The sequence below is a fragment of the Desulfonatronum zhilinae genome (assembly GCF_900182865.1).
In the GTDB taxonomy this organism is placed as follows: Bacteria; Desulfobacterota; Desulfovibrionia; order Desulfovibrionales; family Desulfonatronaceae; genus Desulfonatronum; species Desulfonatronum lacustre.
This window is the reverse complement of sequence record NZ_FXUJ01000006.1, coordinates 13,722-33,331: the sequence shown is the minus strand read 5'-3', so window position 1 is coordinate 33,331 and position 19,610 is coordinate 13,722. Positions and strand designations below refer to the sequence as shown.

Here is a 19,610-nt window from a genome sequence, read left to right as displayed (position 1 = left end):
GGAGTCAGGATTCGGAATTCAGGATAGTCCGTGTTTGGGGCAGAGGTCCGTGAGGATGCAGCCGGGGCATTGAGGCTTGCGGGCCGGACAGGTGTCCCGGCCGTGGAGGACCAGGAGATGGTTGATGTCGCCCCATTGGTCGCGAGGGAAAAGCTGCATCATGTCCCGTTCAATGATCGTTGGATTGGTGGAGGTTGTCAGGCCAAGGCGGAACGAGAGGCGGCGGACGTGGGTGTCCACGGCGATGCCTTCGTGCTTGCCCAAGGCATTGGACAGCACGATGTTCGCGGTCTTGCGGGCCACGCCGGGCAGGGTGAGCAGATCGGTCATGGTCTCCGGCACCTTTCCGCCGTACACCTCAATGATGCGCTTGGCCGAGGAGATGAGATTCTTGGCTTTTTGCCGGAAAAAGCCCGTTGAATGGACCACCTTTTCGACTTCGTCAAGCGGCGCGACGCTCAATTCCCCCGGACCCGGCCAACGGCGAAAGAATTCCGGCGTGACCATGTTCACCCGGGCGTCCGTACACTGGGCCGCCAAGACCGTGGCCACCAGCAACTCCCAGGGATTCTTCCAGTCCAGCATGGTCACGGGGAGCGGGTAGCGGGAGTGGAGGCGGGCGGAGATTTGGGTGGCGCGAGCGTTGATATTTTCGCTCATTTTATCCTTCCGAGCGCTTTTGCACGACGTTCCCTAAAATGATCAACCCCAAGCCGACAATGGTCGAGGGCAGGATTTCCTCACCGACAAATATGCGGATGAATATCAGTGAGAGGAACGGCGAGAAGTAGATCAGATTGCCCACCTGGGCCGTGGTCCGGGAAAGCTTCAGGGCCTTGAGCCAGAAGATGAAGGTGATCCCCATTTCGAAGACGCCCACGTAGGCCGCGCCGAGCAGGCCGGGGAGGTTTACGGCAAGGGGATCGGAGAACAGGAACGTCACGGGCAGGATGTACGCGAACCCGAAGGCGAAGTTCAGGAACAGCCGCAATACCGGGTCCATGGCATCCCGGGTGTTGAAGATCCAGTACAGGGCCCAGATCACGGTGCTGCCCAGGGCCAGCCCCGCGCCCAGAGGGTCGGCAAAGGACAGTCCGAGGAGGTCGCCCCGGGTGCAGATGGTCAGCACGCCCAGGTAGCTCACGCCCATGGCCAAAAAGTCGCGGCCTGTGATCCGCTGGCCCAGCAAAGGGATGGAGAGCAGGGCCAGGGTGATGGCCCAGGTGTAGTTCAGGGGCTGGGCCTCCTGGGCCGGGAGGAGGTCGTAGGCCTTGAACAGGATCAGGTAGTAGAGGAAGGGGTTGAGCAGTCCCAGCAGAGCGGAGCGGCCCAGGTCCGCGCCGGAAAGGCCGCGCAGGGAGCGCAGTTTGCCTTGGGCGACAAGGACGGCCAGCAGGGTCAGGGCGGAGACCAGGGTGGAGACGCACAATAACTGGATGTGGTCCACGTGGCGCAGGGAAATCTTGAAGGCCGAGGCCACGGTGGACCAGAGCAGGACCGTGGCCAGACCGTAGGCGTATGCCGTGCGTTGTCGGGTATCCATGTAAGGTAGGAAGGTTGGGATCGGTCTTGCTCGCGCCTTGATCCGGCGGTTTTGCGGCTTGAGCATCCGGTTCAGGCTGTGGCGTTTCCAGGCTCGGACACGAAGAGGTGCCGGTTTGTTTAGCGGGATTTGGTCGGATGTACAATGCCGGAGGAAGGGGCGGCGAGAAATGCCGGCGGCGAATCGTGTCGGGCATGCTTGCGATTGACGCTGGCTTGCAATAAGAAAGCAGAGTAGGTTCGTCGAATATGCGCCGACCTACGCGAGCCGTGCGTTTTCTATCTTTGAAATCAAGTCAATTCCTTCGCTTTTTGGCCCCCTCTTCCTTCACCTCATTGCTCAACCGCGGCGACGCTCCATGCCGGAAATCAACAGCCAGCTCAAATCGTATATTCCTTCACGTACCGCCATTGCCTATGCCTTGGTGGCCGGGATTTGGATCGCCTTTTCCGATCATCTGCTGGCTTTGTTGGTCGACGACCCAGGCACTTTGATCAGGTTACAGACCTACAAAGGGTGGTTTTTCGTCCTGGTCACGGCCATTCTGCTCTATTTCGCGCTCAGAAAACAGGTTCTGCTTCTGGAGCAAAAGGGCCGGCAGTTGATTCTCCACGAGCGTCAATTTCGTCGCTTGGTGGACAACGCCTCTCTGCCCATTTTTATTCAGACACGAGGATCGTTCGCCTATCTGAACGACGAGGCCCTGAAACTTTACGGAGCAGATGACCGTCGTGACCTCCTCGGGCGTCCGGTCCTGGAACGCTTTCACCCGGCTTATCATTCCGTGGTCAGAGAAAGGATACGTCTGCTCAACGAGGGAAAAAAATCCGTACCGTCTCTTGAACAAATCCATCTCAGGCTTGATGGAAGTGAGATTTTCGTGGACGTCAGCGCCGCCCCTATCCAGTTTCAGGGACGTGACGGGGCCGTTGTTTTTGTTCGTGACATTACGGAAAAGAAAAGATTCGAGGAGGAACTGCGGGAGCTGAACCAGCAACTGGAGCTGAGGGTCAAGGAGCGGACCGCCCGGCTGGAGGAAGTCAATCAGGAACTGGAGGCCTTCAGCTACTCCGTGTCCCACGACCTGCGCGCCCCGTTGCGCGGCATCGACGGATTCAGTCAAGCTCTGCTGGAGGATTATCACGGCCAATTGGACGACCAGGGGCGGGACTACCTGGATCGGGTGCGCAAGGCCAGCCAGCGCATGGGGCTGCTTATTGACGATCTGCTCAAGCTGTCCCGAGTGTCACGGGCTGAACTCAGCGTAACGAACGTCAACCTCAGTCAATTGACCGAGGACGTTCTGGTCGGCTTGTCGGAGTCCGAGCCGGAGCGGGACGTGGAAACCGTCGTGGAACAGGGGTTGATCGCCACCGCCGACCCGACCTTGATTCTGATCGTTCTGGAGAACCTTCTGGACAATGCCTGGAAATTCACCCGATACGCCCATCGCCCCAGGATCGAGTTCGGACGGCGCATGATGAGCAACGAGGAGGTCTTTTTTCTCAAGGACAACGGCGCTGGATTCGACATGACCTATGCCGGAAAATTGTTTACGGCGTTTCAACGCCTGCACTCCTTGGAACGGTTTCCCGGGACGGGAATCGGGTTGGCGACCACGACCCGGATCATCAGGCGACACGGCGGAAGAATCTGGGCCCAAGCCGAACCGGACAAGGGGGCGACCTTCTTCTTCACCCTTCCGGATGTTTCGGCCGTCGGGGATCAACTTGTTTAACGGAGGTATGGATGTCTCGCAAAATCATTCTCCTGGTGGAGGACAATCCCGATGATGTCCTACTCACTCGGAGAGCACTACAAAAAAATAACATTTTGAACGAGTTGGTGGTGGCTGAAGACGGGGTGGAGGCCTTGGACTACCTTTTCGGGCAGGGGGCGTATGCCGGGAGGGACGTGGGCGTTCAGCCGCAGGTGGTCCTTCTGGACATCAAGCTCCCGCGACTGGACGGCATCGAGGTGCTGCGCCGGATTCGCGCCAACGAGTCGACCAAGCTGCTGCCCGTGGTCATGCTGACCTCTTCCAGCGAGGAGCGGGACCGGTTGGAGACCTACAGCCTTGGCGCTAACAGCTATATCCGTAAGCCGGTGGATTTTCAGCAATTCATAGACGCCGTCCGTCAGCTCGGTCTGTACTGGCTGGTGTTGAATGAATCACCCCCGCTTCCCAAGGGAGGATGAAAATGTCCGTGTTGCGCGTACTGATCGTTGAAGACTCCGAAGACGACGTGTTGCTGGTTGTCCGGGCCTTGAAAAAGGCCGGGCTGGAGCTGGTCCATAAGCGGGTGGAAACGAGGCAGGCCATGCAAGACGCCTTGGGATCGGAGCCCTGGGACCTGATCGTTTCCGACCACGTCATGCCCGAGTTCGATTCGTTCCAGGCCCTCGACGTTCTGAAGCGCAGCGGCCTGGACATCCCGTTCATCCTGGTTTCCGGGAGCATCGGCGAGGAGATGGCCGTGGAGACCATGAAGGCCGGGGTGCATGATTTCGTCATGAAGGACAAGCTGGCCAGGCTCGCGCCGGCGGTCATGCGGGAACTTAAGGAGGCGGAGAACCGTCGGGACAAGAAAGCCGCTCACGAGGCTCTGGTGGTGGCCAAAAAGGCGGCCGAGGCCGCCAACGAGGTCAAGAGCGCGTTTCTTGCGAACATGAGCCATGAGATCCGCACGCCGCTCAACGGAATCATGGGCCTGTTGCAGTTGATGCAAACCACGCCGTTGGACCCTGATCAAAAGCGCTTCATGGGGTTGGCCTTGACCTCGGCGGAGCGCCTGGCCGCGCTGCTTTCGGACATTCTGGACATTTGCAGCATCGACTCGGGCCAGGTGGAAGTTCATAAGGACCGGATCAATCTTCGGGACGTGGCGGATTCGGCCATGGATTTGTTCTCACTGCCGGCCGAAGAGAAGAACATCCGTCTGGAAGGACGGTATGATCCGGCCATTCCGGCCACTCTGCTGGGCGACGCGGTCCGGGTGCGCCAGATTCTTTTCAACCTGATCGGCAATGCCGTGAAGTTTACTGAAAAGGGACTGGTCCGCGTGGACGTCGCGCCGGTGGGGATGAATCGGGGAAATCGGCTGCGCGTGCTGATTTCGGTGTCCGACACCGGGATCGGCATGCAGGAGGACCGACTCGATGATCTGTTCAAGCCGTTCGTACAGCAGGACTCCTCCATCACCCGCAAATATCAGGGCGCGGGGCTGGGATTGACCATCGTCAAGCGGCTGGTGGATTTGATGGAGGGAAACCTTTCCGTGGAGAGCGTTCCGGGAGAAGGCTCTACGTTCCATGTGCTTTTGCCGCTCATGATGCCCGAAGGCGGTACCGGGGATCTGGATCGTCCAGGAACATGGCCCGGAGAAAAGAAAGGAGGGCTGAGCATCCTTTATGCCGAGGACGATCCGGCCAATCAGATCACCGTGCGGTTGTTGCTGGAGCGTGTCGGACATCACGTCGCTGTGGCCGAGGATGGCCGAAAGGCCTTGGACCTGCTGGCAACGGACAATTTCGATTGCGTCCTGATGGACGTGCAAATGCCGCAAATGGACGGCATTGAGACCACGAAAGCCATCCGAACCTGGGAAAGCCTGCGACGCATCAAGGACATTCCGATTATCGCGCTTTCCGCCAAAGCCATGCCCGGGGACAGGGAGAGCTTCCTGAACGTGGGGATGAACGACTATCTGGCCAAGCCGGTCCGGATCGAGGACTTGGAGGAAATGGTCAGGCGGCATTGCGGGAGATGAGAACCGTTCTTTTCGGGTGAAGTTTTGGCGATGGCTTTAGGGGCCGGCACGGAGACGCGCCGCGCAAACAAAAAGGCCGCCCAATGGGCGGCCTTTTTGTTTGTTCGTATAAGAGGCAAGGAGTCTATTTCTTCCAGCTCTCGAACTGCTCCGGGTTTTCGCGCAGAAAACGCTTGGCGTTTTCCAGGCGGTCCGCGCCGGATTCCTGGTTCCAGGCCATGATCATCTGCAACTGGTTGGGGCTTTCATAGGCGAAGTTCTTCAGGAAGTTGTAGACTTCCGGCTTGTCTTCCTCAAGGCCCTGGCGGACGATGGTGTGGATGCTTTCTTCGCCGCCCAGGATGCCCTTGGGGTCGTCCAGGTACTTCAGATCCCAGACGCCGAACATCCAGTGCGGGGACCAAGCTGTGACGACCACCCATTCATCGCGGTCCACGGCGTTGCTCAGGGCCCCGGTCATGGTGGCGTCGCTGCCTTCGATCAATTCAAACTTGGTAAGACCGTATTCACGCACCGCGTCTTCGGACAGGCGCATCAGGCCGGCGCCCGGATCGATGCCGATGATCCGACCGTTGAACTTGTCCGCATGGTCGTTCATTTCAGCGATGGAGTCGATGGTCACGTAGGAGGGTACGGCCCAACCCAGCTTGGCGCCGCCGACAATGGGGCCCATGTCTACCACGGAGTCCTTGACTCGCTCGTAGTAGTCGGCGTGGGTCACGGGCAGCCAGGCGGTGACCATCCCGTCCACGTTGCCGGTGCCCACGGCCTGCCACATGGCCGCGGCGGCCACGGGTAGAATTTCCACGTCATAGCCCATTTCTTCCAGAGCCGCCTGGACCACGTGGGTGCTGGCCGCGGCGCAGTCCCATTCCACGTAGGCGATACGCACGGACTTGTCCTGAGCGGACGCCGTACCGGCGGTCACCAACAGAATGACCGACAGGGCCAGCAGGATGCGAAACAGTTTTTTACTCATCATGATAAAACCTCCTTGGTTTCAGATTAGGTTGAGGGTTAGTTTTTCTTGGTGCCGAAGTGCTGCAGGACGCGGTCCAGGATGATGGCCACGATCACGATGCCCAGACCGGCTTCGAAGCCGCTGCCCATCTGCAGACGCTGGATGGCCCGCCAGACCTCGCCGCCCAGGCCCCGTGCGCCGATCATGGCCGCGATGACCACCATGGACAGGCCGAGCATCACGGTCTGGTTGACGCCGGCCATGATGGTCGGCGTGGCCAGGGGCAGTTGCAGCTTGAACAGCTTTTGCCACTTGTTGGAACCGAAGGCGTCGGCGCATTCCACCAATTCGCGCGGCACCTGCTTGATGCCCAGGCAGGTTAGACGAATGGCCGGGGGCATGGAGAAGATCACCGTGGCAAAGATGGCGGCCACCTTGCCCAGACCGAAAAAGGGGATCGCCGGGATCAGGTAGACGAAGGCCGGCATGGTCTGCATGACGTCCAGAACCGGCTGCACGACCCGGTTCACGCCGCTGTGCAGGGCCGCCAATATCCCGATGGGAATGCCGATGCTCAGGGCGGTCAGGGTGGCGATGAGCACCAGGGTGATGGTGCTCACCGTGGGCACCCACAACCCCATGTTCCAGATCAGGGCCAGGCCCAGCAGCGTAAAGATACCGATGCCTCGTTTCTTGGTCAGCCAGAAAGTCAATCCGGCGGCAAGCAGAATGAACAGCCAAGGCGGCAGGAACAGCAGGCCGTTTTCAATGGCCCGGATCACGATCTCCATGACCCTGGTGAAGGCGATGGTCAGAAAGGAGAAGTTGGTGACCAAAAAGTCGATGATCGCCTCAATGGTCGCTCCAATAGGTATTTTAGGCATCGTTGTTCCTCCCACGTTCGGCCAAGGCCGCCAGCAATGACCCGCGAATGATCACTCCCATCAGTCTGCCGTCAGTGCCGACGACCGGCAACGGATGGGGCAGGTTGGCCATGATCGGAATCAGGTCCGCGGCCGGGGTGTCCGGAGGCACGCTGACGAAGTCGGTCTGCATGATGTGGTGCAGCTCGGTCTCGCCGCGCTTGGTGGCCTCGGAAGCCTCGTCGGCCGTGACGTAGCCGATGACCTTGTGTTTTTCATCGTGGACGAAAATCTGGGACAGCCCCTGCTTCTGCATGAAGCGGAGCGCGGACTTGGGACCATGGGCCGCGAGAAAGACCACGGCCTTGGGCTTGATCATCACGGACTCCGCGGTGAGTACCTTGGTGATGTCCACGTTTTCCACGAAGCGGGAAACGTACTCGTTGGCCGGGTTGGTCAGGATCTGTTCCGCGGTGCCGATTTGGACGATGGCTCCGTCTTTCATCAGTACGATCCGGTCCCCGAGCTTCAGGGCTTCGTCCAGGTCGTGGCTGATGAACAGGATGGTCTTCTGCATCTTGCTTTGCAGATTGATCAATTCGTCCTGCATGTCCCCGCGGATCAGGGGATCCAAGGCGCTGAAGGCTTCGTCCATGAGCAGGATGTCCGGATCCAGGGCCAGGGCCCGGGCCAGTCCGACGCGCTGCTGCATGCCGCCGGAAAGATTGACCGGGTAGTAGTCTTCCCAGCCTTTCAGGCCAACCTGCTCCAGGGCGATCATGGCCTTCTCGCGCCGTTTGGCCGGGTCCATGCCCTGGATTTCCAGGCCGTACTCGGCGTTTTGACAAACCGTGCGATGGGGAAACAGGGCGAAATTCTGAAAGACCATGCCCAGCTTGGTCAGCCGGACCTGGCGCAACTCGTCCATGGACAGGGTGGTGATGTCCTGATCGTCGATCAGGATCTTGCCGGCGGTGGGCTCGATCAGGCGATTGATGCACCGGACCAGGGTCGACTTGCCGCTGCCGGAAAGCCCCATAACCACGACGATCTCTCCGGGGGCCACGGTAAAGCTGGCATCCGCCACGCCCACCCCGCACCCGGTCTTTTCCAGAATCTTGTCTTTCCCGACCCCGGACTGAAGCAGCTTCAAGGCTTCCTTGGAGTTGGAGCCGAAAATCTTCGTCAGGTGCTCGACGCGAATTTTCGGTTCCCGGGTGGTTTCTGACATGAAAGCGTCCTCTGTTGTTGGATGATGAAGAACAGCCGTCTGGCTACGTTATCTCAGTAAATTACATCAAACATGGTGGTTCGTCAACATGAATTTCGCTATTTTGAAAAACTGAAAATCCGCGATTCGCAAAAGAGATAAGAAAGGGGAAGGAAAACCAGCATACGCAAAAAAAAATTGCGATTTTTTTTGAGGATAGTGAAAGAAGTATTTTGGCTATTCTTGAAATGTGAAGCGAACGGTATTGTATTTATGTCTATTTCATTGCGTGTCAAATTTATATATGTATTTACCAGAGTATTTTTTACTATTTGTGGGTTAATAATGCGTCATTACCGGTAATTTTGTTTGCTCTTGTGGTGAGCAACTTTGCTTTTAGGAAGTTTTTGTTTTGATTTGTGGAGAATTGCCGTGTAATTGGTCGCTCCCGTCAAGAAGGGTTCGGTAGGGGCCTCGCTGAGCCGATGACGCGAAATTGTCGTATTCGTTGGGTATGTTTTTGTTTTCTGATTTTTGCGGATGGCTACATGGTGGGGCCAGTGGGGGCGTTGGGAATTGCTCTTCCCGCAGCGCGCGCGACAGAAATATTCGACCGGCGAGCCTTGGATTGACGACGGACGGCATCAGGGGAATACTCGTCACGGATTTTAATCCGCATTCGACGACAAAACGGAGCATGCCATTCAGGTCATTAAATGGGACACGCCATCAAATCGTCTGGAAATTGTAACATGATCGTCATGCAAACCAACCCTTCCAAGGGCACTCTCCATCTGCCTCGCACCTCCATTCGAAAAGGTCCGTCGCGTTCAGCGTCCTGAGCGCGACGGACTTTTTCTTTTTGAGTTCTTGGCGCGTACGGAGTTTTAAAGGGATAAACAGGAGGTTCCATGGAACGTGAAGACAAAATGAAGATGACCTGCTCCCCGGAGCAGTTAGCGGAAATTCTGCGCAGCATGGCCGATGCCATGGAGCGGGGACGGTTGAGTCTGGACACCATGGAACTCGCCTGGAACTCAGTGGAGAAGATATCGCTGACTATTCGCAACGCCGCGGGCATGGCGGATGTGAAGATCCGGATTTCATCCGGTGATCGCACGTTCGATCTCCCCGATGACCTGGAAGAAGTCGAAAGTGTTGCTGGTGACGGATTGGATGCCCAGCCCCGTGATTTGGAGCAGGACCAGGGCCAGACTCAGGACCAGGACCGGACCGGGGAGGCATTTGAGGTGCAAGTATCGGGCATGCCCCAAAAGCTCGGCAAACCCGGCGGGAGCTATGGTTCCTTGAAAAAACGGATGAAGAAGTCGTTCAAGAACATCATGTACTCCCTGCATGAAAACAGTTGGCCGTCCCAGATGGATATCGACGAATTCCTGCGCGACTCCGCGGACATGGTCCGGTATCCGGGCAAGGGTGATGAATTCTATTCCGCCTACACCGAGGCCGTGGCCGCATTCGCCGACGCGGTTCAGCGCAAGGATCTGGAGGCCGCGTACCAGGCGACGCACGTGCTGAACACGCTCAAGACCCAATGTCACAAGAAGTACGATTGACCGGAAAGCACGAGCAAAGGGAGGGCGCGATGTTGGCCGCGAAAAGCAGGAAAATGGAAATCGTCAAACGGGACGACTCCAAAATGGTGGTGAAGAGTTTGGAGTATCCGCCGCGATTGACCGAGGCGGACGTTGCGTGCTTCCGTGCGATCACGTCCCAGGAACTGACCCCGGAGCAGGTGCGGCGGATCGTTACCCCGCTGGAGGTGCTGCCCCGGCAGGACGAGGTGTTGGCCATCCATTGGCACCCGGAGTTCGTTCCCATGGATCTGATCCGTAAACGGATCGAGGGCACCTTTCCCAGCAAGGCATGCGAATTGATCATTCCCACCCAGCACAACGTGCTCATGGAGTACGGTGACTACTCCGGGGTGGAGGTGGACTGCTATTCTCACGGCTTCCAGCGCAAGGTCCAGCTGTTGCTGCACTTCCGGACCAGCAGGCTGGAATCCGCGGACGTGTTCAAGTCCATGCTGGACCACACCTTCCGGTACCGTTCCAGCCAGTTGTACGCCTTTCTGGACATGGTCACCAACACCAAGTTCGAGGACTATTTGCAGTTGGCCGCCGAGGAAACCGGAGTGGACGAGGACGTGGTCCGATTTTCCCGGATACAGGCCATGAAGCTGCGAATGCTCCTGGACGAACATGAGCAGAGCCTTCCCCGGGACATGATCAAGAACAAGCTGATCCGGGAGTTCATCACCGCCCAGGCGGACCTTTATCCCGAATCCCTTGTCCACCGGGCCCAGGTGTTCCTGAAGACCGTCAAGCGTATGGTCAAGGAAAATTTCAGCCCGACCTATTTTTACCGGACCTCTGAGTTTATCGAGGAAGCCAGGGCCTTGGGTGGTGGCGTGGTGGTTCCGCACCCGGAGCAGTTCTGGCCGATTCTGTTGGCGGATTACGACGTGGACGGCTACGAGGTCTGGAATCCTCAGTCCCAGGAGTACACCGAGTTCCTGGTCAACGTGATCAACCGTCAGAACAAGAGCCGGGGCGTGGACGACCGCTCCTTGCTGGTGTTCATGGGCGACGACACGCACATGACCGAAAAGCTCAAGGACCCCGCCCAGGCCGAAGCTGAAAAGTACTATCGGGACATCGGCGTTCAGCCGGCCTGGGACGACCTGTCCATCCGCAAAAGCCTGATCGTGGGCAATGCCAGCCGGGCGCGGAGCATTGAGGAGTATCAAGCGCGGCTGGATGGGTGAGAAAGAGAGACAGAAGTCGGAATTCAGGAGTCAGGAGTCGGGGGGCAGGAGGCAGATTTCCCAAGGTTGGAGTTTGGGCATTGCAACTACAATAAAGCGAGAACGAACATGGCGGATGAAAAGTTTCGGCACGAATCCTTGCAGGACAAGGAATCCATCGGCAAGTATCTCAATGCGCTCAGCGACGGCTTCCTGAACGGCAAGCTGCAATTTTCCTGGAAGGACAAGCGCTTGGTTCTGGAACCACAGAGTCTGATCAAGTTCGACGTGGAGACCAAGAAAAAGGACGGCGAGGTGAAGATGGTTTTGCGTTTTCGCTGGGAGCAGGCCTCGGAGAGCAGCATGTTCGTGGATGGTCCGCTGGTTATTGAAGCCAAGGAAAAAGGCTAGGCATTCATGCACGCTTTCGAGGGACTGGAGCAGAAAATCCAATTCATGGTCTTGGAAGTGGCCAAACAGGTGGACGAGACCCTGAAGGTGCTGGTCGCGCCGGAAGCCGCGAACATCGAGAAGGTCGCCTCCCGGGACGACTATATCGACAACTTCAAGAGCGTCATAGAAAATACCTGTTTTTCACGGCTGCACAGCCAGGCCCATCTGGACAAGTCCGGGATCGACTTTATCCGCGCCGTGAACATCATCAGCAGCAATCTGGAGCGGATCAGCGATTTTTCCGTGAATATCGTCCGCCAGGTGCAGTATCTTTCCGATCCTCGCTTCCTGGATCAGTACGAATACCGGCCGTTTTTTCGTCAGATTCTCGGGGCTCTGGACATCGTGGTCCGCGCCCTGTTCCACCGGGACCTCTCCCTGGCCTTGCGCATCTGCCGGTCCGAATTCATCCTGGACAAGCTCTACAAGCACAATTTCGACACGATCATCTCCCAGCTTCAAGCCCGCCGCGCGACCCACAACCTGATCACCACCTTGTTCATCTTTCGGTATCTGGAGCGGATGGGGGACTCTTTGCTGAACATCGGGGAGGCGGTGATCTTTTCCGTGGTCGGCGAGAAGCTGAAGATCAACCAGTTTCAGGCTCTGCGCGAATCCCTGGACAACCTGGGGTTCGACCTGCCGATGCGGGAGGTGGAGTTCGAATCCATTTGGGGAACCCGGTCAGGCTGCCGGATCGGGAAGGTTTCCAGCGACGGCCAGGGCGATTCCACCGGGGTCATCTTCAAGGAAGGCAAGTTCAAGAAGATCGCCCAGGAAAGGGAAAACATCCAGATATGGGAAGCGATTCTGCCCGGCCTGACGCCCAAGGTGTTCGGGTTTCAGGAAAGCCGGGACAACGCTTCGATCCTGTTGGAGTTTTTGACGGGATGCACGTTTCAGGAAATCGTCTTCAACGACGACAAGGAGACGTTCGAGGACGCGTTTTTTCTGGTTCAGGAAACCGCGACCATGATCTGGCAGAAAACGCTCCAAACCAGAGAGCTTCCCTGCACGTTCATCGAACAGTTGTTTTCCCGCGTCGAGGACGTTTTCGTGGCCCATCCGGAATTCAACGCGCCCCAGGTACAGTTCTGCGGCCTGAAGGTTCCTTCGACCATGGAACTGCTGGAACAACTGCGCGAAGTGGAAAGGAAGGCAACCTCTCCGTTTACGGTGTTCATTCACGGGGACTACAACAGCAACAACATTATCTATACTCAGAAAGAGCAGCGCATTCACTACATCGACGTCCATCGCTCCAAGGACGGGGATTATCTGCAGGACGTGTCCGTATTTCTGGTGTCCAACTTCCGGATTCCGATTTTCGACAAGGTCGTTCGATGCAAGCTGAATCAGGTCGGCCTGCACTTTCTGCATTTTGCCCGACAATTCGCTCGGGAGCACCAGGATGCGACCTTTGAAATCCGCCTCGCTCTGGGCTTGATCCGTTCCTTCATCACCTCGACCCGGTTCGAATTGAACGAGGAATTCGCTGCGAGCATGTTCGTCAGGGGAATTTATCTCGCCGAACTGGTCTTGGCCCATCGCGGCAAGCCCTGGGAGACATTCAAGGTGCCGGATCACATCCTGCGGTATCGGTATTATTGACCTGGGCCGGTGGTTCCGAACCCGAAACTCAATCAGAAGCAAAAGGAAAGACGCATGCAACGGATAGCGGTCATCGGCAATCCCGGGAGTTGGTCTACGGAGAAGCTGGCCGACGCTTTTGAGGCCAGGACCGGTTTTCGCCGCGTCGTGGACATGGCCGGGGTGCATATGGACCTGGACAGCGGACGGATGTGGTTCAACGGTGAAGATCTGTCGACCTTCGACGCCTTGACCGTGAAGAAGATCGGCCCGGTCTATTCGCCGGACATGCAGGACCGTTTGAGCCTTTTGGAACTGCTGGCCCGGAACGGGACGCCCATCTTCTCCAACCCGACCGCGATCCTCTCGGCCCTCAATCGCCTGAGCTGCACCGTGATCCTGCGGGCCGGAAACATGCCCATGCCGCCGACCACCATCACCGAGGACGTGGAAGCCGCGGTGGAGGCCGTGGAAACATACGGGAGGGCCGTTTTCAAACCGCTCTACACCTCCAAGGCCCGGGGCATGGAGGTGATCCAGGCCGACCCCTCATGCCGGGAGCGGATCATTCGCTTTCAACAACAGGGCAATCCCGTGATGTACATCCAGAAAATGTTGGAAACGCCGGGCAAGGATCTAGGCATCGTCTTCCTGGGGGGAGAGTATTTCGGGACGTATGCCCGGCAGAGTTCCGGGGCCTGGAACACGTCCACGTCCAGCGGAGGCAAGTACGCGGGCTATGAGCCGGGCAAGGAGGTCATCGATCTGGCCTGGACGGCCCAGAACCTGTTCAAGCTGGACTTCACCTGCGTGGACGTGATGGAATCCAAGGACGGACCGATGATCTTCGAAGTTTCGGCCTTCGGCGGTTTTCGCGGCCTGCTTGAGGCCCGGGGCCTGGATGCCTCGGTGCATTTTGCGGAGCACGTCCTGAATCGGGTGCAATCATGAGCACTGCTCCGGCTGAAAGCCTCCGCGTCGAACTCCTGGAACGAATCGCCGAAGTCGATGCCGGAAAAGACGCCTGGGCGTCGCTGCGGCTGCGCTTCGGAGACTGCCGGATCGCCGTGAGGGCGAACAATCCCGCGTTGGTCACGAACCTTACGCGCTACTACAGGGATTTTCTGGACCGGGGCGAGGACTTCGGAAGCGGCGATGCTCCGGACATGGCCGTGACCGCCCTGGAGACGGATGTTTGGAACCCGGCTTTGCCGTGGATGGTCAAGCAGCCTGATCCGGGCAAGACCAAGATCAAGGAAGAGTATCTGGATCTGCCCCTTGAAGATGGAGAGGGGCGGTTCGTGCGCAAGCGCCTCACCGGGATGCTCTTTTATTTCGACCGGGAAACGCATCTGGCGGTCGGCCCCTGCCTGGCCAACGACAACCAGGTGATCAACTTCATCAACAGCCGCTTCATCCAGTGGATGCTGGATCGAAACAGCCTGCTCTGCCATGCGGCCGGGGTTTCCCTGAACGGCAACGGTCTGGCCCTGGCCGGTTTTTCCGGGATGGGCAAGTCCACTCTGGCCCTGCATATGATGCGCCGCGGCCTGGACTTCGTCAGCAATGATAGACTGTTGATCCAGGACGCAGGATTGGATCCGCTTCAGGGCGGCCCGACCATGCACGGCGTGGCCAAGCTTCCCCGTGTCAATCCGGGAACGATTCTGGGCAACCCCTCTCTGTCCGGACTTTTGGACGCTTCCCAGAAGGAGGCGTACGCCCGGATGGAGCCGGACGAGCTGTGGAACCTGGAGCACAAGCACGATGTCTACCTGGATGAATGCTTCGGCCAGGGCAAATTTCTTGATTCCGCCCGGATGGTCGGTCTGGTGATCCTGAACTGGAAACCCAAATATCCCCGCACCTCCCTGGAACTGGTGGACCTTGCCCAACGCCCGGAACTGCTGGACACGGTGATCAAATCCCCAGGCCTTTTCTTCCTCCCCCGGCCCGACGTCGCATACCGTTTCCAGCCCGGGAGCTATCTGGATATTTTCAAAAAATGCGCGGTGTTCGAGGCCCGGGGCGGAGTGGACTTCGACCATGTGGCCGATGCCTGCGTCCACTATCTGGGGCAGCAGGGAGAGGGATGAGGAAGGAGGGAGTTCCCCGTGCAACACATCCGTATCTCCCGTACCGCGCTGATCCCTGATGAGCTGCGCCTGGCCCGGTACCTGAAGGCGCCGGAGCTGGGTCCGCGGGTGTTGTTTTTCAGCGGCGGCACGGCATTGAACCCCTTGAGCCGGGAGCTAGTTCGCTACACGCACAATTCCATTCATCTTGTCACGCCGCTGGATTCCGGGGGCAGTTCGGCCAAGTTGCGGGAAGCCTTCCGGATGCCCGCGGTGGGGGATCTGCGCAGCAGGTTGATGGCCCTGGCGGACCAGAGCGTGAAGGGCAACCCGGAAGTCCGGGAACTGTTCGCCCACCGGCTGGCCAAAAGCGCCGCCCCGGAGGAACTGCGTCACAGCCTGGAACGGCTGGTTGCGGGCCGGGACGCTCTGGTACGGCGCATCCCGGACCCGATGCGCAAGATCGTCCGCAATTATCTGCGTATTTTCCAGGAAAAGATGCCGGAGGATTTCGATCTGCGCGGGGCCAGCATCGGAAACCTGATCCTGACCGCCGGCTACCTGACCAGCCAACGGCGCATCGACTCGGTGGTCTTTCTGTTTTCCAAGTTGGCCGAGGTTCGCGGCGTGGTCCGGCCGACCATGAACCGTTATCTGCACCTGGCCGCGGAACTGGAAAACGGTGAGATCATCGTCGGACAGCATTTGCTCACGGGCAAGGAAGCACCGCCCATCACCTCCAGGGTCAAGCGGGTTTGCATTCGTTCCGGAGATACGCGGGGCGAGCCGGTTCGGGTGGCCATCCGCGAGAAGGTGCGCAACCTGATCCGTCAGGCCGATCTGATCTGCTTTCCCATGGGCAGCTTCTATTCCAGCCTGATCGCCAACCTGCTCCCGGAGGGGGTGGGACAGGCCATCGCCGAGAACGACTGCCCCAAGGTCTACGTGCCCAATGCCGGGATGGACCCGGAACAGTTCGGGATGACCCTGGCGGACAACACCGCCGCCCTGTTGCATTACCTGCGCCGAAGCTGCGTGGCCGACCTGCCCGTGGAGCGGCTGCTGAACCTCGTACTCCTGGACTCCCGCGACGAGAGCTACGCTCAGCCCGTGGACGTGGCCGCCGTGCGGGATCTGGGGGTCGATGTTTTACGCATCCCGCTGGCCGGAAGCGACCCCGGCGCGTCCTCGGCAGCCCTCCTGGACGGAGACAGGGTGATTCGGAGCTTGTTGTCCCTGATCTGATTACTTGAAAGACTGCAGCGACACTTATTTTCGGCATGCGATGTCTTTTTTTCAGGACTCAAGCCAATGATATGCCTCAATCCGGTGGTTGAAACCACCGGCTATACTTCTCCCTTGCAGGGAAATGGAACAACAACCAACAATCAGAGGAGCCGACCATGTCGAAAAAAGAAGTGAAGTTGAAAGGCGTGATGGACGTCAACCAAGTGGTGACCTATCTGGAGGATCTGGCGAATTCCTTGAAGGAGGGCAAAATCTGCGTCCAACAGGGCGAGCAGTTCGTGACCCTTTGCCCGGACAAGATGGTGGACGTGGAGGTCAAGGCTACCGCGAAAAAAGGGAAGGAAAAATTCGAGATGGAGCTGGCCTGGTACCGGGAGGTTCCCCAGGAGATGAGTATTTCCTCGGATGAACCGGAACAGGACGCCGAAAATGAAGGATCGTCGCTCGCGGTCAGCGGTCCGGTGATCGAAATGCCGGAAGTCCAGGACATGGATTCCGACGACGAAGGCAAGACAGCCCGCAGCTAGCCGAGCCTCGCTGGAAGAACGATGCGTGAGCCGGAGGCTTTGCCGGGCCGGTTTCGTCATCCTTTCCGAACGCCGAAGCGGCCTCTTATACGGGGGGCCGCTTTTTTTGGGAGGTGCGCCCCGGTAGGGCGCATCCACTTGATCCGCCACACCTGTTTGCTCGGTTGCCTGATGCCAACCTCACGTGTAAGAAGAGGTGAGGAAAACGGCTGGGTTCAGCCGCTATTTTGCTTTTGGAGAAATCGTGGGAGACGGCGCCATTTAGAGGGCGCGTGGTTTGACCTGCAGCGACCACGCTCTGTGAGCCAACGAGGATGATTATGCAAGCGGTTCAATCACTTTCAGCCTTGGTTTTAGCGGCGGGCAAAGGGACGCGGATGCATTCCGACAAGCCCAAAGTGTTGCACACGCTGCTGGGTGAACCCATGCTGTGGTATGTCTTGGAGGCCGTCAGGCCTTTAGCGGGCGAGGGTGCGTACACGATCATCGGTCACGGCGCGGACTTGGTCCGGAAGCAGTTTCCGGGTGAGCGGTTCATCCTGCAGAAAGAGCAACTGGGCACAGGACATGCCGTGCTCTCGGCTTGGTCCGAAATTTTGGCCGGGAATGTCCGCTGGTGTCTCGTGATCAACGGAGATACGCCGTTGATCGATGGTGTGATGCTTGAACGGTTCTGCGCGGCCATGATGCATGACGGGGTTGATCTGGCCTTCGTGACGACAACCCTGGACGACCCGTTGTCCTACGGGCGGGTTGTGCGCGATGCCGCCGGGTCGGTTCGCGGCATCATCGAAGCCAAGGATTTTGACCCGAAGCGCCACGGAGAGCCCACCGGCGAAATCAACGCCGGGATTTACTTGTTGCGGGTTGCAACCATGGGACCGCTGCTTTCCAAAATTTCAGCCGACAACAAACAGGGCGAATACTATCTGACCGATCTCGTGGACCTTGCGGTGCGCGGTGGTTTGCGGGTGGGGACTCTGGCCGCCGGAGACCCCTTGGCCTGCATGGGCGTGAACAGTCCCTTGGAATTGGTCGCATCCGAGGATGCGTTACGTCGGCGAATTGCTCAGGCCTTGCTGCAAGGCGGCGTGACGATCCATTTGCCTGATTCCGTGAGCATCGGGCCGAGGGTCGTCGTGGAGCCCGGGGTGGAGATTTTCGGCCCTTGCGAGATGTATGGAGCCGCGCATGTCCGCCGAGGGGCGGTCCTGGAATCCCATACCTGGCTCAAGAATTCGCGTATCGGCTCCGGAAGCGTCGTCCGTTCGTTTTCGCATCTTGAGGGAGCCTCCGTGGGAGAGGGCTGCATCGTAGGGCCGTATGCCCGTTTGCGACCGGACGCGGTTCTGGAAGCGGGTGCGCGAATCGGAAATTTCGTGGAGATGAAAAAGGCCAGGCTGGGAAAGAATGCCAAAGCCAGTCATTTGACGTATCTCGGAGATGCCGAGATCGGAGAAGACGTCAACATCGGTGCCGGGACCATCACCTGCAATTACGACGGGAAACGCAAGCACCGCACCGAAATCGGCCCCAGGGCGTTTATCGGCAGCAACTCCGCGCTGGTGGCCCCGGTCAGGATCGGAGCTGACGCCCTGGTGGGAGCGGGCTCGGTGATCACCAAGGATGTACCTGACGCCTCCTTGGCCGTGGCCCGCGGGAAGCAGCAGTGCTTCGCCAGACGGAAGCCGGAATAGCCGGCGCTCAAATCAAAGAACATCCGGGTTAAATTATTTCTTGATCATTTCTGTCTTTCCAGGATATGTGAAACGCATGGACATACTCACTCAGTTCGAAGAGAAAATTGACCGACTGTTGCAACGGATTCAAACCGTTGAAGATGAAAATCTTCGCCTCCGGGAAGAGCTGGAGGCGGAAAAAAAACAGAAACAGGAAGTTTTGAGTCGGATTGACAACCTCTTGAAGAAAATTCAAGAAGCGGCTATTTAATCTGCTCATGCCCAGTCATACCATATCAGTCTTGGGGTTTGAATTGGCCTTCAAGGCTGATGCGGATCAAGCCCAGGTCGTTGCCGCCAGAAAGGAGATCGAAGAGCGGTTCGCCGTGCTGAAAACACAGGGCAAACATATGAGCAGGGAAAAACTCCTGGCGTTTTTAGCGCTGGGTCTAGCGGATGATTATCTCCTGACATGCAAAAAAATGGGGCAGTTGGAGACAAAGCTGGAAAAATTGCTTCACCGGATGGAACAAGACGATACTGCCGGGAATAATATTGATACACAGTCGGAATAATTCAATCCCCTGGAAGGTTCGTGATCATCGAGTACTTTTTTGAGCCAATATAGTCCCAACGGGAGCCGCTTCCAACCGGGCGGTGCGCAGACCCAGTCATCTGGGGAGCCTAAAGTCCGGACAGTGGCGCCCACCTTGCAAAGCAAGGTTCAAAGAAGCTCATGACACGGCTTTCCGGGGTTTTATCGATACACAAGCCTGTTGTTTTTTTCGATATTTCTCCGTTCAACACAGTCCTCGGTCCGTCGCCGTTCACGTCCTTCCAGCCTCCCCCGAAACACCCGGTTTCGGCTTTTTTATATCCCCCGACCCATATGACGCCACGCCCGTGGCGACCTCTGCATGC

The 19,610-nt window shown here is 58.0% G+C and carries 19 protein-coding genes and 1 other RNA gene; 15 read left to right on the top strand and 5 right to left on the bottom strand.

Features of this window, described 5'->3' with window-relative positions:
- Positions 1–18: 18 nt before the first annotated feature.
- Together nth and AC559A_RS06745 are read right to left on the bottom strand one after the other, a co-directional pair.
- Positions 19–660, bottom strand: a complete 642-nt coding sequence (gene nth / locus AC559A_RS06750; protein ID WP_498817000.1) for an endonuclease III — start codon at positions 658–660, stop codon at positions 19–21.
- A gap of 1 nt (position 661) precedes the next feature.
- Positions 662–1,543 carry a DMT family transporter gene (locus tag AC559A_RS06745; RefSeq protein WP_498816998.1) on the bottom strand — a complete coding sequence of 294 codons (882 nt, stop codon included), beginning with the start codon at positions 1,541–1,543 and terminating at the stop codon, positions 662–664.
- A 358-nt stretch (positions 1,544–1,901) separates the two neighbouring features.
- Here AC559A_RS06745 and AC559A_RS06740 point away from each other — a divergent pair, with 358 nt between their 5' ends.
- Genes AC559A_RS06740 through AC559A_RS06730 form a run of 3 tightly spaced genes read left to right on the top strand, consistent with a single transcriptional unit; the run spans position 1,902 to position 5,313 of the window.
- Complete coding sequence (locus tag AC559A_RS06740) at positions 1,902–3,281, top strand: sensor histidine kinase (protein WP_498816996.1); 1,380 nt, start codon at positions 1,902–1,904, stop codon at positions 3,279–3,281.
- A gap of 11 nt (positions 3,282–3,292) precedes the next feature.
- Complete coding sequence (locus AC559A_RS06735) at positions 3,293–3,742, top strand: response regulator (protein WP_028572227.1); 450 nt, start codon at positions 3,293–3,295, stop codon at positions 3,740–3,742.
- Between the two features lie 2 nt (positions 3,743–3,744).
- On the top strand, positions 3,745–5,313 hold the full coding sequence (locus AC559A_RS06730) for a response regulator (RefSeq protein WP_051434538.1): 1,569 nt from the start codon (positions 3,745–3,747) through the stop codon (positions 5,311–5,313).
- Positions 5,314–5,437: 124 nt separating this feature from the next.
- On the opposite strand, the gene AC559A_RS06725 is transcribed toward AC559A_RS06730, so the two are convergent.
- Genes AC559A_RS06725 through AC559A_RS06715 form a run of 3 tightly spaced genes read right to left on the bottom strand, consistent with a single transcriptional unit; the run spans position 5,438 to position 8,368 of the window.
- Entirely contained in the window at positions 5,438–6,295 is an 858-nt protein-coding gene (locus AC559A_RS06725) for a glycine betaine ABC transporter substrate-binding protein (protein ID WP_498816993.1), read from the bottom strand.
- A gap of 35 nt (positions 6,296–6,330) precedes the next feature.
- On the bottom strand, positions 6,331–7,158 hold the full coding sequence (locus AC559A_RS06720; protein WP_035261617.1) for an ABC transporter permease: 828 nt from the start codon (positions 7,156–7,158) through the stop codon (positions 6,331–6,333).
- Entirely contained in the window at positions 7,151–8,368 is a 1,218-nt protein-coding gene (locus AC559A_RS06715) for a quaternary amine ABC transporter ATP-binding protein (RefSeq protein ID WP_028572224.1), read from the bottom strand. The genes AC559A_RS06720 and AC559A_RS06715 overlap by 8 nt, the downstream gene beginning before the upstream one ends.
- Positions 8,369–9,258: 890 nt before the next feature.
- Here AC559A_RS06715 and AC559A_RS06710 point away from each other — a divergent pair.
- The 12 genes from AC559A_RS06710 (at position 9,259) to ssrS (ending at position 19,449) form a co-directional block, all read left to right on the top strand.
- Positions 9,259–9,924, top strand: coding sequence for a GAK system XXXCH domain-containing protein (locus AC559A_RS06710; RefSeq protein WP_498816991.1), 666 nt, complete (start codon positions 9,259–9,261; stop codon positions 9,922–9,924).
- A 29-nt stretch (positions 9,925–9,953) separates the two neighbouring features.
- On the top strand, positions 9,954–11,138 hold the full coding sequence (locus tag AC559A_RS06705; RefSeq protein ID WP_498816989.1) for a hypothetical protein: 1,185 nt from the start codon (positions 9,954–9,956) through the stop codon (positions 11,136–11,138).
- A 108-nt stretch (positions 11,139–11,246) separates the two neighbouring features.
- Entirely contained in the window at positions 11,247–11,528 is a 282-nt protein-coding gene (locus tag AC559A_RS06700; RefSeq protein WP_051434536.1) for an amphi-Trp domain-containing protein, read from the top strand.
- Positions 11,529–11,534: 6 nt separating this feature from the next.
- On the top strand, positions 11,535–13,181 hold the full coding sequence (locus AC559A_RS06695) for a PhoU domain-containing protein (RefSeq protein WP_498816987.1): 1,647 nt from the start codon (positions 11,535–11,537) through the stop codon (positions 13,179–13,181).
- A gap of 54 nt (positions 13,182–13,235) precedes the next feature.
- On the top strand, positions 13,236–14,111 hold the full coding sequence (locus AC559A_RS06690; protein WP_028572221.1) for a GAK system ATP-grasp enzyme: 876 nt from the start codon (positions 13,236–13,238) through the stop codon (positions 14,109–14,111).
- Complete coding sequence (locus AC559A_RS06685; RefSeq protein ID WP_498816985.1) at positions 14,108–15,256, top strand: HprK-related kinase B; 1,149 nt, start codon at positions 14,108–14,110, stop codon at positions 15,254–15,256. Before AC559A_RS06690 ends, AC559A_RS06685 begins: the two co-directional genes overlap by 4 nt.
- A gap of 18 nt (positions 15,257–15,274) precedes the next feature.
- The gene (locus AC559A_RS06680; protein WP_498816983.1) at positions 15,275–16,480 is read left to right on the top strand and encodes a GAK system CofD-like protein; all 1,206 of its coding nucleotides are present in this window, start codon (positions 15,275–15,277) and stop codon (positions 16,478–16,480) included.
- Positions 16,481–16,638: 158 nt separating this feature from the next.
- Entirely contained in the window at positions 16,639–17,010 is a 372-nt protein-coding gene (locus AC559A_RS06675; protein ID WP_028572219.1) for an amphi-Trp domain-containing protein, read from the top strand.
- 320 nt (positions 17,011–17,330) lie between these two features.
- Complete coding sequence (glmU, locus tag AC559A_RS06670) at positions 17,331–18,707, top strand: bifunctional UDP-N-acetylglucosamine diphosphorylase/glucosamine-1-phosphate N-acetyltransferase GlmU (protein WP_498816981.1); 1,377 nt, start codon at positions 17,331–17,333, stop codon at positions 18,705–18,707.
- Positions 18,708–18,783: 76 nt separating this feature from the next.
- Positions 18,784–18,960 carry a hypothetical protein gene (locus AC559A_RS06665; protein WP_498816979.1) on the top strand — a complete coding sequence of 59 codons (177 nt, stop codon included), beginning with the start codon at positions 18,784–18,786 and terminating at the stop codon, positions 18,958–18,960.
- A gap of 7 nt (positions 18,961–18,967) precedes the next feature.
- On the top strand, positions 18,968–19,264 hold the full coding sequence (gene zapA / locus AC559A_RS06660) for a cell division protein ZapA (protein ID WP_498816978.1): 297 nt from the start codon (positions 18,968–18,970) through the stop codon (positions 19,262–19,264).
- A 3-nt stretch (positions 19,265–19,267) separates the two neighbouring features.
- Positions 19,268–19,449: non-coding RNA, 6S RNA (gene ssrS, locus AC559A_RS06655), on the top strand.
- Positions 19,450–19,610: the final 161 nt, after the last annotated feature.

Bases quoted from the DNA above. Each gene is read 5' to 3' on its own strand.
- AC559A_RS06745 (WP_498816998.1), bottom strand. From the start codon at position 1,543: ATGGATACCCGACAACGCACGGCATACGCCTACGGTCTGGCCACGGTC.
- AC559A_RS06675 (WP_028572219.1), top strand. From the start codon at position 16,639: ATGTCGAAAAAAGAAGTGAAGTTGAAAGGCGTGATGGACGTCAACCAA.
- zapA (WP_498816978.1), top strand. From the start codon at position 18,968: ATGCCCAGTCATACCATATCAGTCTTGGGGTTTGAATTGGCCTTCAAG.
- AC559A_RS06720 (WP_035261617.1), bottom strand. From the start codon at position 7,158: ATGCCTAAAATACCTATTGGAGCGACCATTGAGGCGATCATCGACTTT.
- AC559A_RS06710 (WP_498816991.1), top strand. From the start codon at position 9,259: ATGGAACGTGAAGACAAAATGAAGATGACCTGCTCCCCGGAGCAGTTA.
- glmU (WP_498816981.1), top strand. From the start codon at position 17,331: ATGCAAGCGGTTCAATCACTTTCAGCCTTGGTTTTAGCGGCGGGCAAA.
- AC559A_RS06725 (WP_498816993.1), bottom strand. From the start codon at position 6,295: ATGATGAGTAAAAAACTGTTTCGCATCCTGCTGGCCCTGTCGGTCATT.
- AC559A_RS06735 (WP_028572227.1), top strand. From the start codon at position 3,293: ATGTCTCGCAAAATCATTCTCCTGGTGGAGGACAATCCCGATGATGTC.
- nth (WP_498817000.1), bottom strand. From the start codon at position 660: ATGAGCGAAAATATCAACGCTCGCGCCACCCAAATCTCCGCCCGCCTC.
- AC559A_RS06690 (WP_028572221.1), top strand. From the start codon at position 13,236: ATGCAACGGATAGCGGTCATCGGCAATCCCGGGAGTTGGTCTACGGAG.
- AC559A_RS06740 (WP_498816996.1), top strand. From the start codon at position 1,902: ATGCCGGAAATCAACAGCCAGCTCAAATCGTATATTCCTTCACGTACC.
- AC559A_RS06705 (WP_498816989.1), top strand. From the start codon at position 9,954: ATGTTGGCCGCGAAAAGCAGGAAAATGGAAATCGTCAAACGGGACGAC.
- AC559A_RS06700 (WP_051434536.1), top strand. From the start codon at position 11,247: ATGGCGGATGAAAAGTTTCGGCACGAATCCTTGCAGGACAAGGAATCC.
- AC559A_RS06715 (WP_028572224.1), bottom strand. From the start codon at position 8,368: ATGTCAGAAACCACCCGGGAACCGAAAATTCGCGTCGAGCACCTGACG.
- AC559A_RS06685 (WP_498816985.1), top strand. From the start codon at position 14,108: ATGAGCACTGCTCCGGCTGAAAGCCTCCGCGTCGAACTCCTGGAACGA.
- AC559A_RS06665 (WP_498816979.1), top strand. From the start codon at position 18,784: ATGGACATACTCACTCAGTTCGAAGAGAAAATTGACCGACTGTTGCAA.
- AC559A_RS06730 (WP_051434538.1), top strand. From the start codon at position 3,745: ATGTCCGTGTTGCGCGTACTGATCGTTGAAGACTCCGAAGACGACGTG.
- AC559A_RS06695 (WP_498816987.1), top strand. From the start codon at position 11,535: ATGCACGCTTTCGAGGGACTGGAGCAGAAAATCCAATTCATGGTCTTG.